The sequence below is a fragment of the Halorientalis brevis genome (genome assembly GCF_042678165.1).
Lineage (GTDB): Archaea > Halobacteriota > Halobacteria > Halobacteriales > Haloarculaceae > Halorientalis > Halorientalis brevis.
The window spans coordinates 447,779-463,925 of record NZ_JBHUDJ010000001.1; the positions used below are offsets into that span (position 1 = coordinate 447,779).

Genomic DNA, 16,147 nt, shown 5'->3' on the forward strand with positions numbered 1-16,147 from the left:
CATGCGCCGGATCTATCACGTCGCGCGAGCGGACTTCCTGCAACGGGTGCGATCCCGGCGGCTGCTAGTCGTGCTCGCTGTCGTGGCGTACCTCGGGTACCTCGTCAACGTCGGCGCGATCGAGCTCGCCTACCAGATCGAGATGGGAGACGCGCTGACGAACGTCCACGGCGCGAACACGGCGTCGTTCGTCGGCCTCAAAGCCGGCATGACCGCCGCTGCGGTGTTGCTGTTCGGCGGGTTCTACCTCATGAAGGGCACACTCGAGCGCGACCGGCAGACCAACGTCGACCAACTCGTCGGAACGACCCCGGTCACCGACCGGGAGTTCCTGGCCGGGAAGTGGCTGAGCAATATCGGGTACGGCGTCCTCGTCCTCGCGACGCTGGGCTTCGCAACAGTCGTCAATCACGCGGTCCACGGCGTCGGACCGACCAAGCCGCTCGCACTCCTGGGACCGATCGTCGCGTTCGGGCTCCCGCTCTGTGCCCTCGTCGGCGCAGTGTCACTGCTGTTCGAGTCCGTCGAGCGACTCCGGGGAACCGGCGGGAACGTCGGTTACCTGCTGCTCGCGACGGTCGCACTGGCGAGTCTCGCCTCCGCAGAGGGGACGCCGCCGAGCGAGTTGCCGCTCTGGATCAAGGCGAGCGATCTCCTCGGTCACGTCGCTGTCTACACGTTAACTGCGGACCCGCTAACCGCAGCGGTGCCCGCAGCCGACGGCGTGCTCCCGTCGTTCGGCCTGCTCGAGGGCGACCAGACGTTCACCTACGATGGGCAGTCGTGGCCGATCTGGATATACGTTCAGCGTGCCGGCCTGGTGCTGCCAGCGCTGGTCGTCGTCCTCGTCGCGGCGGTTCCGTTCCGGCGGGTCCGATCAGTGACGTCCTCGGAGCAAACCGGGCGCTTGTCGCGACTCACCGCACTGCTACCTGCAGTCTGGTCCGGTCGCGAGAACAGCGACCCCGACGAGACCGCGGCCGACTCACAACCCGTCGATTCGGTATCACTCACGCCCGTCGAAGACCGGAGCACGGGGGGGTTCTGGCGCCTCGTGGCTGCGGAGGTGCGGCTGGCTGTCCGGGGCCGGCGGTGGTGGTGGTACGCTGGTGTAGCCGCGCTCGTCCTCGTCCCGATCGGGACTCTCCTGCGCGGCGGGCTGGCGAGTTCTCACGCCACGGTCACGCGACAGGTTCTGGTGCCGCTCGCGTTCGTCTGGCCGATATTCGTCTGGTCGGAGATGGGCGTGCGGACGACGCGACACCGACTGACGGCGCTGGTGCTTTCGTCGAAGTACCCTGTCGAACAACTCGTTGCAGAGTGGATCGCTGGGATCGCCGTGGCCGTCAGCGTCAGTAGCGGTCTGGGAGCGCTGTTCGTCGTCAGTGGGCAGCCAGCACTCCTCGTCGGACTCGCGAGTGGTGCGGTGTTCGCCCCGTCACTGGCGCTCGCAGCGGGGACCTGGAGTCAGTCGTCATGGCTGTTCGAGCTGTCTTACCTGATGCTGTGGTACGTCGGACCGCTCAACGGTGCAACACCGGTCGATTTCCTCGGTTCGACCGCCGCCAGCATCGAGACCGGCGTCCCACTCGCCTTCCTCGGTGTGGGGATCGCGCTGTTCGGTGCAGCACTGCTCCATCGGAAACTCGAGCTGCGGTGAGCGGGCGACTCTCTGCGTCAGTCGCACCGAGCAGCCGACAGTTCCCGCTCGCTGACGGGAGCCCACGACTAAGGCCCTCAGGCTCGTTTTGTCGAGACATGCACTGGCGCGACAGCCCTGTCGACGTGCCCCGTGTCTGGTCCGACGACTGGCGTGTCGGTCGCGGCCGCCACACCGGTGTTGATCCGACGTGAGCCCCGTGACCGACGGCGGCTTCGACCGGAAACGGGTCGGGCTGTGGGCCATCTTTCTGGTGCTGGTGGTCGGATCGCTGTTCGTCGCCTGGCAGTACGTCGGCACGCTCATCCTCGGGTTGTTCGCCTACTACGTCGCGCGTCCGGTGTTCGAGCGACTGGAGCAGCGCATCCCCACACGAACGCTCGCAGTGGCGGTGACGCTGCTGGTCGTGGCCCTGCCGGTTCTGTTGCTGTTGGGGTGGACGGTCACGACCGCGGTCCAGCAGTTCTCTGCGCTGCTCGGGTCCGACATGGCAGACCAGTTCGGTACGTTACTGGAGCCGTACGTCGGTACGTCGCCGTCGCTCGCGGACCTCGAGACGAACGCCAGAGCCGTCCTCGAAGACCCATCGCAACTCGACCGGCTGAACCAGTCGGCCACGACAGTGCTGGGGACCCTCATCGACTCGATCGTCTCGGTGCTGAACGCGCTCATTCACCTGTTCATCACACTCATCGTCGCGTTCTACCTGCTCCGGGACGACTACCGCATCGCAGCGTGGGCACGCGAAACCTTCGTGACGGCCGACGGCGTCGTCGACTCGTACCTGATGGCGGTCGACAGCGACCTCCAGAGCGTGTTCTTCGGGAACATCCTCAACGCGCTGCTCACCGCCGTGCTGGGCGTCGTCACGTACAGCGGGCTCAACCTCGTCGCGCCCGCCGCCGTTCGGATCCCGGACCCGGTGTTGATCGGTCTAGTCGCTGGCGTCGCCAGCCTCGTGCCGGTCATCGGCATCAAACTCGTCTGGGTTCCCATCGGTGCGTATCTACTCGGGAACGCGCTGCTGGTCGACCCGACCGCGGTGTGGTTCGTGGCGCTGTTCGCCGGGGTGTCGATCATCATCGTGGATACGATTCCCGATCAGTTGCTCCGCCCGTACGTGAGCGGGCGAACGCTCCACGTCGGTGCCGTCATGCTCGCCTACACGATCGGCCCGCTTCTATTCGGGTGGTACGGCATCTTCCTCGGCCCCTTCCTGCTCGTCGTGGCCGTCGAGTTCGCCCGCCACGTGTTCCCCTGGCTGGTCGATCCGGAGTACACCCCAGCGAGGGCCAGAACGGAGCCGATCTTCGCGTCCCAGACGGCATCCGAGACGGCACCGGAACCACCGGGAGAGCAGGCAGAGCTGACTGCGACGGTCCCTGCCGAGGAGTCCGACGAGCCGACGCAGTCGGGCGGGCAACCGCCGGCGAGCGGAGGGGAGTCATCCGATTCCGTCGCCGAAGACGGGTCGGTCGCCTCGGACGACGGGCAGGGAGACTCGGCGCAGTAGAGAGCCCCGACGACAGATCGGGACCACAGTTCGCAACTACAGCACACACAGGCTGAAACTATCCTTTTGCCACTGCTGGTGAATATTTCTCGGTGTCCGTTGCAGCGCGGTTTCACGTTCTCGACCGAGTCGTCCCGGGCTGTCCGCCCGAATCGTGGTCCCCACAACAGTAGCCATGAACTCCGATAACTCAGACGATACCATCGACGCAGACTCACAAGACGAGCCGACAGATACCCGATCAGAACGCGTGACGTCCGCGGGAGAACCGGGCGTGCAGTCGCTGGCAGCGAACCGGACGCTCGTGATGGCGGTCGGCGTGCTCATCGCTTTGCTGGGCATCGTCGCCATCCTCGCGCCGTTCGTCTCGGGCCTCGCACTCACGCTCGTGTTCGGTGGCCTCCTCGTCGCCGGCGCGATCTTCCACACCGCCTCGGCCTTCGCGGCACGAGGGTGGAGCGGCTTCGCCTTCGGCGTCCTCCTCGCCGTCCTCTACGGGATCGCTGGGGTCGCCTTGTTGGCGAATCCGACGCTGGGCCTGGTGACGTTGACGCTCCTGCTCGGCATCTACTTCCTCGTCGAAGGGCTCGTCCAGTTGTTGATGGGGTTGCGCATCCGAGCGAACTCGAACTGGGGATGGATGCTGTTTTCCGGCATCGTCTCACTCCTCCTGTCCTCGCTCATCCTGCTCGAATTCCCCAGCAGCGCGGCGTGGGCGGTCGGCCTGCTGTTCGGGGTGAACCTCCTGACGACGGGCGTCGCGATGGCCTCCCTGGCGATGGCGGCGACGCCCGAGGCAGCCCCGACGGCGACCGGTCCGGTCGGAGAGACCAGGACCTGAGGCTGAAACGACAGACGAAAGGTCGGCGGGTCCAAACTGCGGGTATGGCCGACGAGGACGGGCCGATCGACCCGAGCGAGATCGGTGAGCAGGACGCACCGCCGGTCGAAGACAAGCCCTACAAGATCGTGTTCGAGGCGAACAAGTGCTTCGGCGCGGGGAAGTGCGCCGAGGTCTCGGACAACTGGGATCTCGACATCTCGACCGGCGTCGCCAAGCCCAAGACGTACTTTTTCGACGAATCGGAACTCGACCACAACGTCCGCGCCGCCGAGGTCTGCCCGGCGAAGAAAGACGACGGCGTCATCCACGTGGTCGACCGCCGGACCAACGAGGAGATCGCGCCGGACCCCCACGGCGACGGCACGCTCAGCGTCGACTGGTAGTTATCCGTCGAGCGTCCCGTCGCGGTAGGTTTCCGCTTCGTCTCGCAGATAGACGCCCGCTTGCGGATGTTGATCCGCGTCTTCGACGACCTCGCCAGCGTCTCGTGCGTCTGCCAGCGCCGCGCGCGCCGTCTCGCGATCGACCCGTCCGACCACGGCGACGATGTCCAGCAGTTTCTGCTGAGGAATCCCCGGCCCGACCTCGGCAGTCCCGCGGTCGAGGACGAACTCCGGTGCGTCCCGTTCGAGAAAGGCGATGTACTCGGCCACGTCGGTCGAACCGCCGAGCGCCGCGTGCCACTCGGCCGGATACAGACTGAGTCGGCCGTCGCCGAGTTCGTAGAGACGGTCCCGGTCCGTCCACGTTTCCGCGTCGGTGAGCCGATCAGCGACGCCCTTGTCGAACGCCTGGAGGTCGAAGTCGACGTCACGGCGCTCCGCGAGCGCCTCGGCGTAGGTCGTCAGCCGGTCGCGCTCGATGCCGGGCTCGTCGTCGTGTGCGCGTTCGGCCAGCGAAACCAGGTCTTCCACCAGTAGCGTCTCGCCCCGGTGTGCGGCCTCCTCGAGCACGTCGTCGGAGAGTTCGGCCATGGACGCGATTCGGGTGCGACGCGAATAAGTCACAGGAGTTGCGTGCCGAATTTTAAATCCAATAGCGAGGAATTTACCGCCAGCTAATGAACAGAGGGCGACAGCATCAGCAGCGAGGGAGGGAAACGGAAGCGGCAGTCACGAGCGAACTGATCGAGCGGGGCATCTCAGTCCTGACGCCAGCGTTCGGCAACGAGCGGTACGATATGGTCATCGATCGAGACGGGGATCTAGAACGTGTCCAGGTGAAAACGGCGTACAGGCACACACAAAAAGAGCAGACCGTCGTCGTGGAGTTCGATACGACGGTGTATCAGAGTAGCGGGACACCACAGAGAACGTACTATACGGCCGACGAAATCGAGTCCTATTTGATCCACTGCCCGAATCGAGAGACGACGTTGTACGTTCGGTTCGATGAAACGCCGAAGACCCAGATGAACTTCAGTTTCAGAGAGAAGACAGCGTACAACGATCACAACCAAAAAGCAGTAAACTTCGCGGTGGATTACACACTAGACGCGAGACTGTGAGGGGGTAGCCAAGTGGTCAACGGCGCGGGTCTTAAGAACCCGTCTCGAAGGAGTTCCGGGGTTCGAACCCCCGTCCCCTCATCCACTTTTGCCGATCGCTCACGTCGGCGTGGAGTCGGGCACAGCACCGCACGGCAACGCAACGGCCGTCTCCACGTGGTTCGAATCGCATCCTGTTGCGACCAACCTGTGAGCAGCAGGTGCATCGATGGATTCGAACGAGGGGAGTCGCAGCGGCCGACCGGAGTGAGTCCGATCGTCTCCACGTAGTTCGAGTTCACCCCAGCACGTTCCTGAAGGTGAATCCGGAGTAGCAAGCGAACTCGAACAGTAACATCGCCCGAGAGAGCCCGTTCCGGCCGGTGGTTCTCGCTCGAAGAAAACGGCGTATACGCGACTGCACTGAGCAGCTCACTCGGATCGTCGTTACTGGAAGTGTCGCTTACTCTGAGTAGTCCCGTCGCCAGCAACTGACGGCGTCGCAAGAGAGACCGCGGTATTCTGGGGAAAGAGAGGGTCTAGAATGGCAAGTAAGGGCTACAGTCCGGCAGACGTGAGATAACAAAGGGAACGTTCGTGGATGGCAGGATTCGTAGTCCAGTCCCCAGGACGGGTCACGTGGGGCGTGGGCTACACGTAATCCATGCCAAGCAACAACGACCCTCAATCAGCAACCGACGAGACAGATCCGCTGGCAGGCGACGCGACACGACGCGACTTTCTCAAAGGGAGCGGTACCGTGGCAGGATCGGGGATGCTCTTCTCCGGATCCGACGTACAGCCCTTCGAGGAAGCGCTCGCGGGCTGTGACGAGACGGTCCCCGACGAGCCGACCAACGGCGGGAAGGTCTGTCACTTCGAGGTCCACGCCATCGACGTCGACATCGTGTACAACCGCTACGGGTTGCACCAACCCGTCGGCGTGATGTACGCGTTGAAAGACGACCTCGACCGGATCCGCGAGGTTTCGGGCAAACGGCCCTGCGGCAACAACGTCGTCTTCGAGGACGAGGATGCAGCTTTCTTTTGCGACGACGTCCCGGACGACGAACTGGCCGGGCCGGACTCGCGGCTCATTCAGCCGCTCACGCTCCGGGCGAACAAGGGTGACATCATCGAGATCGAGTTCCACAACGACCTCGACCGCCACGCGTCGATGCATCAGACGTCGCTGCCCTACGACGTCGAAGACTCGGACGGGATGGAGGTGGGTTTCAATCCGAACACGACCGTGCCGCCTGGCGAGTCCATCACGTATCGGTGGCACGCCAGGCACTTCGGCGGCCACTTCTTCCTCGACGGAGCGAACCAGGCGTTCGACAGCGCCGAGGAAGACCCGCAGGAGGTGAACCTCCTCTCTCGTGGCCTGTTCGGCTCAGTCGTCGTCCACCCGAAGGGGACGACCTGGACCGACCCGTATACGGGCGAGGAGGTCCAGGGACGCGTCCAGGCCGACGTACACGTGCCCGACGAGATCAGCGAGGAAGCCCAGACCGCCGGGTTCGTCCCAGGGGTCAGTTTCCGGCAGTTCATCGTCCACTACCACACGCCCGAAGGGATACAAACGGCGGATGGCGGCGAGCTCACGTATCCAAACGACGACACGCCACAGACTGTCCACGCCATCAACTACCGGGCGGACCCAACCGGGAACCGGATCCCGACGCTGGACCTCGACGATCCCGACATCGAAGAGCTCAGCGAGAACTTCTACAGTTCCTGGCTCCACGGCGACCCCGGCGGCGGTGACAACGTCTACCCGATGTACGTCGGCGACCCGGTGATGGCGATTCCGATGGGTGCATCCGTCGAAGAGAACCACGTCCACCACCTCCACGGCCACCGCTGGAAGGAGACGCCGCCGCTGGACGAATCGGACACCATCGACTCCCAGACAGTGGGCAACGGTGCCGTCCACCACAGCCCGTACGTGACCGCAGCCGGGACGCCCAGAGCGGGCATCAACGACTTCACGTCGGTTCGCCCGGGGATGGACTTCGACGAGTCGTTCGAGGTCGGTGCCGGCGGCGCGCACAAAACGACCGGTGACGTCCTGTTCCACTGCCACCTGTTCCCCCACTACGGCGAGGGAATGTGGGGCGTCATGCGCGTCCTCGACAAGGAGCGAGAGGGACTGAAAAAACTCCCGAACAACGACCCGCCGCTCGACGCCGACTCGGCCATCCCGGGCTTCCCCGAGTTCATTCCCGGCAAGTTCGGCGACGCACCGCCGTTCCCGCCGTACGGGGCGGCCGGCCTCAACGACTTCCGGAACCCGGAACCCGACGAGGAGGAAGCGCTCACCCGACGGGGCGAGATCCTGCCTGGTGCGCCGTACACAGACCCCTGCGATCCCGAGATCGACGACGACATCTACGACGGCCCGGAGACGGAGTTCGAGGGCGAAAAGCAGGAGTACACCATCGTCGCCCTCCCGGCCGACATCGTCTACAACGACGACGGGCACCACGACCCCAACGGGATCGTCTACGTGTTAGAAGAACACGCCGACCTGGTCCGGGAGGGGAAGATGAACCCCGAACCGCTGGTGATCCGGGCGAACGTCGGCGATTGCGTCGAGATCACGTTCAAAAACGAGGTCACGGAAGAGAACATCGCTGCGATCCCGGGCGATCGGTTCCCCGAGAACCCGCCCGATCAGGACATCGGTGCGGACACCGTCCCCATCGAGGAAGGCGGGAAGTCGAACCACATCCACTTCGTCTCCTACGACCTGCTCGGGTCGGACTCGCTGGCGACGGGCTTTAACTACCGCCAGGACGCTCAGCCGGACGAGCGTAACAAGTACCGGTGGTACGCCGACGAGGAGGGGACCATCTTCTTCCACGACCACATCACCGGCATCGAAGACGTGATGCACGGCTCGTTCGCGGCGATCGTCGTCGAACCGCCGGGATCGGAGTGGCTCGACCCGTACTCGGGAGAGCCCATCCGGAGCGGGACCCAGGCGATCATCGACCCCGAAGACGGTGACGCCTACCGCGAGTTCTGCGTGGCGTATCAGGACTTCGCTCAACTGATCGACCGAGATGGTGAACTCGTCAATAACCAGCAGGAGCACAACGAGAACGCGGGCGTGATGGCGCTCAACTATCGCAATACGCCGTACTACACGCGCAACGACGAGGACCCGGCGTACGTCCACTCTTCGTTCGTCCACGGCGATCCCTCCACGCCAGTGTTCGAGGCCTACGAAGACGATCCGGTCCGGTTCCGACTCTGGCAGGGGGTCTACGAGGAACAACACAACTTCACGATCCACGGCCGGCGGTTCGACGACGTGGGCGTCGGCCCGGAGAACGCCACGACACAGGTCATCGGAACGTCCGAAGCGTTCACGTTTGACCTCCAACAGGATCAGAACTTCGTTGATGGCGACCACGACCACAAGCACGGTCAGAAACACGGACACCACGACCACAAGCACGGTCGCAAACACGGTCAGAAACACGGACACAAACACGGCCGCAAACACGGACGCAAATTCTTCGAGGAACTCGACGTGAATCCAGCGGGGCTTCCCATCAGGGACTACGTCTACGGCTCCGCAGTGGTCGACGACCTCTGGGACGGGATGTGGGGGCTGTTCCGCGAGTTCGGCGGGCGGGTCGACCATCTTCATCCACTCCCGGACTGTGAGCCGCCGGACGAGAAGATCCACCGAGAGGAACTCAAAGAGATGGGCCATCCGGCCCCGTGGAGCGACTTCGACTGGAGCGAGTACGGGCAACTCGCGCGGCTGTTGTACGGGAAAGACGACGACAGGCGATTCCCCCCAGACAAGGACGCCCGCCAGAACGACGCCATCGACGGGAACCCGCCGCCGCTGGCACCGACGCCGGGCGATCCGTGTCCCGACGACGTCTGCCTCCGTGAGTTCGACGTCACGGCGTTCAACACCGAGATCGAGTACAACGAGTTCGGCGACCACGATCCGCTGGGAATCGCCTACGCGCTCGACTGCGACGTCGAGGAGATCAAAAACGGCGACCTCCCGCTGACCCCGCTGGTCTTACGTGCGAACCAGGGAGACTGCATAGAGGTCACGCTGACCAACGACATCGACTTCGACGAGATCGACGTCGAGCACGACCATCCCGAGATGCAGGGGCCAGATCAGGAGTGGGAGCGCTCTGAACGCATCTCTATCCACGCGAAGCAACTGTTCTACGACGTGCTCGGCTCCGACGGCACGACGGCGGGGTTCAACTGGGACCAGACGATCGGTCCCGGCGAGAGCATCACCTACCGGTGGTTCGTCAACGGAATCAGTACGAGCGCGGTCTTGCACGACTACGCGGACCTCCGAAGCAACCGCCACCACGGTGCGTACGGTCGACTCATCGTCGAACAGGAGGGCGTGAAGTTCCTCGATCCGACGACGGCCGAACCCGCACCGCAGGGCCGTGCCGATTCGGCGATGCTGAAGGTGCCCCACGGCACGGACCGCCGCGACTTCGCCCTCGCCTTCGCCGACGGCCAGTACATCTTAAACGAAAACGACCCCGACGACTGTGTGGTCCCGCCCGGCCCTGACGTCGAGAATCCGGACGCCCCGTGTAACCAACTCGGTGACCCCGAAGACCACGGCTATCAGGCGATCAACTACCGGTCGGCGCCGTTCGAGCGCCGGTTCGAGGAGGACCTCGAGCCGTGGCAGGTGTACGCCTCCGACATCGACCCCCCCGGCGACCCCGACACGCCGATTCCGCGCGCCATGCTGGGCGACCCCGTCACGTTCCGCGTCCAGAAGACCGCGGACAAAGCCGACGGCCTCGTGTTCCACCTCTCGGACCACCAGTGGCTGCGACTCGACGATATCGAAGAATCCGACACGATCGGCGTCAACGACGACATCAGTGTCACCCGATCCGACAGCATCACCCCACTCGGGGGCGCCGGTGGCCTGGCCGAAAGCACCGGCGACTTCATCTACCAGGAGACGAGACAGCGCCGCAAGCTAGAAGCCGGGTACTGGGGGATCTTCCGCGTTCGGGACCGCCCCGAGGAATTCGAGACGCCGGTGCAGCCGTTGCCTGACGTCGCCGAACACGAAGGCTACTACCCCGAGGATCGGCCGGGATGGAACGTCTCCTACGGTGACGTGACCGGCAACGGTCACGACGACGTGCTCATCGGCGTTCCGGACAGCAGTCTCAACGGCCACGACGCCGGCGCAGCGTACGTCTTTTACGGCCCAGTCGACGAGCGGGAAATCCTCGACCTGCTCGACGCCGACGCGCAGCTCCTGGGCGAGTCGGCCGGGGACCGCGCCGGCAGGAAAGTCAAGATCGTCGGGAACTCGCTCCTCGTCGACGCGACCTGCCGTGACACTCCCTACGTCATCGACGGCCACGAAAAGCCCGAGGGGACCTGCCGCCTCGGTGAGATCGACACCATGGGCGACGAGCACTGACGCCGGTCGCTCTCCGCCCGTCTTCGGGAACACTGTGACGCTCGTGTGATCGAGAGCGGGACCCTTCGCCGGACACAACGGGCTTTTGCCGACGACGACTCTAGAGGCTGGCAATGACCGACGAGATTCCCGAGCGGGCAGCGAAGACCTTCGACGCTCACGACGCGTTCGAGCGCGACGGCGACGCCTTTCTCGTGACGACCTCTCGCTTCGAGAGCCGCGTCACCGCAACCGACACGGACGACTGGGCGCTGGAATACGCGCTCACCGTCCGGGCACCGATGCTCTCCAGTGCGACCGCGGACGAGGTCGGCGACGCCGTCGAGTCCGGGTGGTTCGACACCTACGAGCGCCGACTGGAGGACGCACCGATGGCAACCCGTGCGGACGTGGAACTCGACGATCTGACCGTCACCGAAGAAGACGGCGCAGCCGTCGCCACGTTCACCTTCGAGTACGGCAACGCCGACCACGCACCGGAGGTCGCGAAGGCCATGGCCGAGTACGTTGAGGGAACCTACGTCGAGGGAGCCGTCCCGGGCTACGACTACGAGGGCGTGGTCGCGGACCTGCTCGGCGAAGCCAGTTCGGCGGGGCAGGGCGAGGGGACCGGGACGCCGCTGTAGCGGTCGCCAAAAAAGCAAGCATCCGCCGAGTCCGAAGGACGAGGCGGTTCACTGCGACCGAGCGGAGTGAGGTCGCAGCAGTTTTTAGCGTAGATTTTTGCGAACCGGGTGCCCGCAGGGCCGTAGGCCCGAGGACACCCGGTGAAGTAAAAAGGTACTAATCCATCGCAATGTACGTCTGCGTGTTCTCGATGCCGTCGATGGACTGGATGCCGTCTGCGGCGACGTTCTTGACTTCGGCTGGGGAGTCGACCGCCACTTTGGCGATGAAGTCGACGTCGCCGGCGACGATCGAGGCTTCGACGATCCCCTCGATGGCCTCGATCTCGGATTTCAGGCGGTCGGCCTCGCCCGAGAGCGCCTTGACCATGACGTAGGCAGTGACCACGCTCAGGCACCTCCCATGGCTGCGGCGCGGGTGTTGCCGTCACCGACGATGATCTGGCGGACGTCGTCGAGCACCTCGAAGTCCGCGAGCACGACGAGGCGGTCGTCCGTTTCGAGCGACGCGTCGGCGTCCGGGAGGCCGAACGTCTCGCCCTGCTTGCCGAAGGCCAGCACCTGCGCCTTGGCGGGGAGTTCGAGTTCGCTGAGGGTGTACCCCTGCATCGGCGAGCCCTCGGTGACCGTGAGTTCGACCATCTGGAGGTTACGGGCGATGTCGGCGACGGCGCGGATGGACCCGCCCATGAGCGCGTTCTTGGCGGCGATGGCACCGAGGCGTTCGGGGTAGATGACCTCGTCGACGTCCGAGGCGTACCGGCGGTAGATGTCCTCGCGGTAGTCCTCGTCGATGCGCAACACGGTGCGACAGCCGTGGTGCTTGGCGATCAGACAGGCGATGAAGTTGTCGTTCAGATCGCCCGAGAGCGCGCCGAGCGCGTCGGCGCTGGCCAGGTCTGCCTGGGCCAGCACCGCCTCGGTTGATCCGTCACCCGCGATCACGTCGAACCCCTCTTTGCGGGCGCGCTCGACGGACTTCTGGTCTTTCTCCACGACGACGACCTCGTGTCCTTCCTCCTTGAGCACGCGCGCGGTGCGCAAGCCGACGCGACCCGCACCCATGATAACGAATCTCATATGCTACATAATCCCACGGGAAGTCATAAAGCTATCCCGGTCGGTCGCCGGCGGCCGTCGGAGATCGTGTCAGAACCCATATACTGACTTCTCAGTACGTGGTCGGAACAAAGCTTTTGCTGTGTGACGGAGTACCACATGTCACGATGGTACGGGCCTACATCATGGTGAAGACGGCAGCGGGGAAATCCGAGGCGTTACTCACGGAGACTCGGGAGTTACCGGGGATCGACGAGGCACACATCGTCGCCGGCAAGTACGACGTCATCGCGGAGGCCCAGGATGACGAAGTGTACGACGTGATGCACTCGGTGGCGACGGACATCCGTGATCTCGACGGCGTCGCCGACACGCGCACCTACATCTGCCTGGAGTGAGACTCAGCGGTCCGGCTCGTCGCGCTCAGCGCGACCTCGCACTGTCTCTCGTTGCTCGCGGACGCGTGGTGACAGGTCCGCGTAGGCGTGCTCGAACACGTCGTCGGGGCCCGACTCACCTGCCGCTTCTGCGATTTCGACGGCGTCGTCTATCGCCTCGGTGGCTTCCTCGCGAGCGTGGTCGCGGAAGCCGTCGTAGACGACGTTTTCAGCGCGGAGGTACTCCGCGAACCGGTCGATGGGGTCGCGCGTCCGCCACTCGGGGAGCTCCTCGTCGCCACGATACCGGTCGGGGTCGTCGCTGGTGGTGTGTGGCCCCTGGCGGTAGGTCAGGCTCTCGACGAGCACCGGTTCGGACTCGCGGACGCGCTTGAGCGCCGACCGGACGAACTCGAAGACCGCCAGCGGGTCGTTGCCGTCGACCTGGCCGCCCGTGAACCCGTAGGCGTCGGCCTTCGCCGCGATGGAGGGAGCGGCGGTCTGGCGGTCCCGCGCGGTGCTGATGGCCCAGTGGTTGTTCTCGCAGAAGAACAGGACGGGGGCGTCGAATACTCCGGCGAAGTTGCAGGCCTCGTGGAAGTCGCCCTCGCTGGTCGCACCGTCGCCGAAGTACGCCACGACGGCGTGGTCGGCGTCCTCGTAGCTCGCGGCCATCCCCGCGCCGACCGCGTGGGGGAGCTGGGTCGCGATCGGAATCGCCTGCGGGAAGTGCGGGAGGTCGTGGTCGGAGTGAAACTCCGGGTGGCCGCGGCGAAAGCGCAGCAGATCGCTCGGCGGAACGCCGCGGGCCAGTTGCATGGCGTTGGCGCGATAGGTCGGGAAGAGCCAGTCGTCGGCGGCCATCGCGTGGGCCGCGCCCACCTGTGACGCCTCCTGTCCGCGGAACGGGGGATACCCGCTCATCCAGCCGCGCCGCTGGAGCGCGAGCGCGCGCTCGTCGAACACCCGCGCTCGCACCATCGCCGCCAGCAACTCGCGTGCCTGGTCCTCGGCGATCGTCACGTCCGAGAACTCCCGCTCACCGATGACCCGATGCATGGCAGAGTGCTCCGAGGGAGAGGGTAAAAAGGGTGACCTCACCTCGGGCGCGGTTCCGACACGCCAAAGGTTCCGTGGCACGTACGCCCGATATGGTCAGCGTCGCCGACGTCGTGGGACTGCTCGTCATTCTCGGTGTCAACACCACCATCGCAGCGCTCGCGACGCGGTTCTTCCGAGTGCGACTGAACACAGGCTGGGGGAGCGCGCTCTACACCGCCCTGTTGTTGCCGCTGCCGCTCGTGGCAGTGGTGTTGGTCCTGGGCGGCATCGGACTGGGACCCAACCTGGGAACCGCGAACGCGGTCCTGGGCGTCACGATCGTCCTGCCGATGGCGCTCGGCATCGCCTTCGACTTCTTCTGGATGCCGGCTCCCGACGAGGTCGACGTCCCCGACCGGACCCGTCAGCAGCGAACCCGGTAGCGGGGTCGCTCAGTCGCGACGGGCAGCGATCGCCGTCGCGGCTTCGTCCAGCACGGCCTCGGGAGACTGGGTCGCGTCGATGCGGACGAAGCGGTCCGGATCGGCCGCGACGAGGGCCTCGTAGTTGTCGCGAACCCGTTCGAGATAGTCCGTCTGTTCGAACTTGTTCGTCGCACCGCTGCGTTCCGCGCCAAGTTCCGGTGGCACGTCGAAGTACAGCGTGCAGTCCGGGACCCGCGTAAAGGGCTCGTGAATCTCCTGGACGTACGCCATCGGCTCGTCGATTCGTCCCTCGAGACTCGCACCCTGGTAGGCGTACCGCGAGTCGGAGTAGCGGTCTGAGACGACGAGGTCACCGTCGGCGAGCGCGGGACGGATCACCCGCGAGAGATGGTCGGCGTGGTCGGCGGTGTAGAGGAACAGTTCGGCCAGGGAATCGGCGTCGTCGTCGGTGATCGAGCGGTAGACGGCGTCGCCGTACCAGGAGTCGGTCGGCTCACGGGTGAAGGTGGCGTCGAACTCGTCGTGGAGCCCCTCCCAGACGGTGGTCTTCCCGCTGCCGTCGATCCCCTCCAGCGTGATGAGCATACCGTCACTGCGAGGGACGGCCTGTAAACGATTGCGCTCGACCGAGCAGTCGTGCTACCTATCGACGTACCCAACCAGTTGCGCACCATCCTTAAAGAGTTATAAAACGAACAGTAGGTCGTATGAACGTACTCGTTGTCGGCGGCAGCGGTTTCATCGGCACCCACTTGAGTGAGGAACTCACGGAACGCGGCCACGACGTGACCGTCGTGTCGCGCACGCCCGAGGACGAGGACCTCCCGGAAGGCGTCTCGACCGTGCGGGGTGACGTGACCGCCTACGACTCGATCGAAGGCGCCTTCGAAGGAAAAGACGCCGTCGTGTTCCTGGTCGCCCTCTCGCCGCTGTTCAAGCCGAAAGGGGGCGACGACCAGCACTTCGCAGTACACACTGAGGGGACGCGGAACGTCGTCGCTGCCGCCGAGGAACACGGCGTCGACCGGCTGCTCCAGATGAGCGCGCTGGGCGCCGACTCGAACGGGTCGACGGCATACATCCGCTCGAAGGGAGAGGCAGAGGAGATCGTCCGCGATTCCGCGCTCGACTGGGTCGTCTTCCGCCCGTCCGTGGTGTTCGGCGAGGGCGGCGAGTTCGTCTCCTTCACGAAGAAGCTAAAGGGGATGTTCGCACCCGGACTCCCGATCTACCCGCTACCGGGCGGCGGCGAGACGCGGTTCCAGCCGATCTGGGTGGGCGACCTCGTCCCGATGCTGGCTGACGCGCTAGAGGAAGACGAACACGTCGGCGGGACCTACGAGATCGGTGGCCCGGAAGTGCTCACGCTGCGGGAGATCACGAACATGGTGTACGACGCCGAGGGGAAGTCCGTCTCGATCGTTCCGATTCCGATGGGACTGGCCGGCATCGGCCTGAAACTCGGGGGCGCGGTTCCTGGGTTCCCGATGGGCGCAGATCAGTACCGATCACTCAAGTTCGACAACACGACAGCAGACAACGACGTCGCTGCTTTCGACGGAGACTCCCCCGACATGCGGACGCTGCAAGAATACCTGACGGCGGCGGGATAAGGACCCATTTTAGGGGCGAGTAAG

General features: G+C 64.9%; 15 protein-coding genes and 1 tRNA gene. 11 read left to right on the forward strand and 5 right to left on the reverse strand.

The genetic code is table 11. The features are described from left to right. Nucleotide 1 precedes the first annotated feature (1 nt). The 4 genes from ACFR9U_RS02320 (at nucleotide 2) to ACFR9U_RS02335 (ending at nucleotide 4,400) form a co-directional block, all read left to right on the forward strand. Nucleotides 2-1,660, forward strand: coding sequence for an ABC transporter permease (locus ACFR9U_RS02320; RefSeq protein ID WP_247377088.1), 1,659 nt, complete (start codon nucleotides 2-4; stop codon nucleotides 1,658-1,660). A gap of 190 nt (nucleotides 1,661-1,850) precedes the next feature. After that, nucleotides 1,851-3,173 (forward strand): AI-2E family transporter, encoded by a 1,323-nt coding sequence (locus ACFR9U_RS02325; RefSeq protein WP_247377086.1) that lies wholly within the window; start codon nucleotides 1,851-1,853, stop codon nucleotides 3,171-3,173. A 175-nt stretch (nucleotides 3,174-3,348) separates the two neighbouring features. Then, nucleotides 3,349-4,014: an HdeD family acid-resistance protein gene (locus ACFR9U_RS02330; RefSeq protein WP_247377084.1), complete on the forward strand. Its 666-nt coding sequence runs from the start codon at nucleotides 3,349-3,351 to the stop codon at nucleotides 4,012-4,014. 44 nt (nucleotides 4,015-4,058) lie between these two features. After that, the gene (locus ACFR9U_RS02335) at nucleotides 4,059-4,400 is read left to right on the forward strand and encodes a ferredoxin (protein ID WP_247377083.1); all 342 of its coding nucleotides are present in this window, start codon (nucleotides 4,059-4,061) and stop codon (nucleotides 4,398-4,400) included. Here ACFR9U_RS02335 and ACFR9U_RS02340 read toward each other — a convergent pair whose 3' ends face one another. Next, entirely contained in the window at nucleotides 4,401-4,991 is a 591-nt protein-coding gene (locus ACFR9U_RS02340; RefSeq protein ID WP_247377081.1) for a hypothetical protein, read from the reverse strand. It lies immediately after the preceding gene. Nucleotides 4,992-5,077: 86 nt separating this feature from the next. Between ACFR9U_RS02340 and ACFR9U_RS02345 the strand changes: the two genes are divergently transcribed. The 4 genes from ACFR9U_RS02345 (at nucleotide 5,078) to ACFR9U_RS02360 (ending at nucleotide 11,587) form a co-directional block, all read left to right on the forward strand. Further along, on the forward strand, nucleotides 5,078-5,524 hold the full coding sequence (locus tag ACFR9U_RS02345) for a group I intron-associated PD-(D/E)XK endonuclease (protein WP_247377079.1): 447 nt from the start codon (nucleotides 5,078-5,080) through the stop codon (nucleotides 5,522-5,524). Next, nucleotides 5,523-5,605 (forward strand) — tRNA-Leu (locus ACFR9U_RS02350). The genes ACFR9U_RS02345 and ACFR9U_RS02350 overlap by 2 nt, the downstream gene beginning before the upstream one ends. A gap of 562 nt (nucleotides 5,606-6,167) precedes the next feature. Further along, nucleotides 6,168-10,961 (forward strand): multicopper oxidase domain-containing protein, encoded by a 4,794-nt coding sequence (locus tag ACFR9U_RS02355; protein ID WP_247377078.1) that lies wholly within the window; start codon nucleotides 6,168-6,170, stop codon nucleotides 10,959-10,961. 113 nt (nucleotides 10,962-11,074) lie between these two features. Beyond that, a complete protein-coding gene (locus ACFR9U_RS02360; RefSeq protein ID WP_247377076.1) occupies nucleotides 11,075-11,587 on the forward strand; it encodes a DUF5813 family protein in 513 nt (170 codons plus the stop codon). Between the two features lie 157 nt (nucleotides 11,588-11,744). On the opposite strand, the gene ACFR9U_RS02365 is transcribed toward ACFR9U_RS02360, so the two are convergent. Beyond that, complete coding sequence (locus ACFR9U_RS02365) at nucleotides 11,745-11,975, reverse strand: Lrp/AsnC family transcriptional regulator (RefSeq protein WP_247377075.1); 231 nt, start codon at nucleotides 11,973-11,975, stop codon at nucleotides 11,745-11,747. A gap of 2 nt (nucleotides 11,976-11,977) precedes the next feature. Further along, nucleotides 11,978-12,667 (reverse strand): potassium channel family protein, encoded by a 690-nt coding sequence (locus ACFR9U_RS02370; protein ID WP_247377073.1) that lies wholly within the window; start codon nucleotides 12,665-12,667, stop codon nucleotides 11,978-11,980. Nucleotides 12,668-12,813: 146 nt separating this feature from the next. Between ACFR9U_RS02370 and ACFR9U_RS02375 the strand changes: the two genes are divergently transcribed. Beyond that, nucleotides 12,814-13,044: an Lrp/AsnC ligand binding domain-containing protein gene (locus tag ACFR9U_RS02375; RefSeq protein ID WP_247377071.1), complete on the forward strand. Its 231-nt coding sequence runs from the start codon at nucleotides 12,814-12,816 to the stop codon at nucleotides 13,042-13,044. Between the two features lie 3 nt (nucleotides 13,045-13,047). On the opposite strand, the gene ACFR9U_RS02380 is transcribed toward ACFR9U_RS02375, so the two are convergent. Continuing rightward, nucleotides 13,048-14,082, reverse strand: a complete 1,035-nt coding sequence (locus ACFR9U_RS02380; protein WP_247377069.1) for a thiamine pyrophosphate-dependent enzyme — start codon at nucleotides 14,080-14,082, stop codon at nucleotides 13,048-13,050. 92 nt (nucleotides 14,083-14,174) lie between these two features. Here ACFR9U_RS02380 and ACFR9U_RS02385 point away from each other — a divergent pair, with 92 nt between their 5' ends. After that, the gene (locus ACFR9U_RS02385; RefSeq protein WP_247377067.1) at nucleotides 14,175-14,507 is read left to right on the forward strand and encodes a hypothetical protein; all 333 of its coding nucleotides are present in this window, start codon (nucleotides 14,175-14,177) and stop codon (nucleotides 14,505-14,507) included. A 9-nt stretch (nucleotides 14,508-14,516) separates the two neighbouring features. Here the strand turns inward: ACFR9U_RS02385 and tmk are convergent, their stop codons facing one another. Further along, nucleotides 14,517-15,095: a dTMP kinase gene (gene tmk, locus ACFR9U_RS02390; protein WP_247377066.1), complete on the reverse strand. Its 579-nt coding sequence runs from the start codon at nucleotides 15,093-15,095 to the stop codon at nucleotides 14,517-14,519. A 122-nt stretch (nucleotides 15,096-15,217) separates the two neighbouring features. Here tmk and ACFR9U_RS02395 point away from each other — a divergent pair, with 122 nt between their 5' ends. Continuing rightward, complete coding sequence (locus ACFR9U_RS02395) at nucleotides 15,218-16,123, forward strand: complex I NDUFA9 subunit family protein (RefSeq protein ID WP_247377065.1); 906 nt, start codon at nucleotides 15,218-15,220, stop codon at nucleotides 16,121-16,123. Nucleotides 16,124-16,147 lie beyond the last annotated feature (24 nt).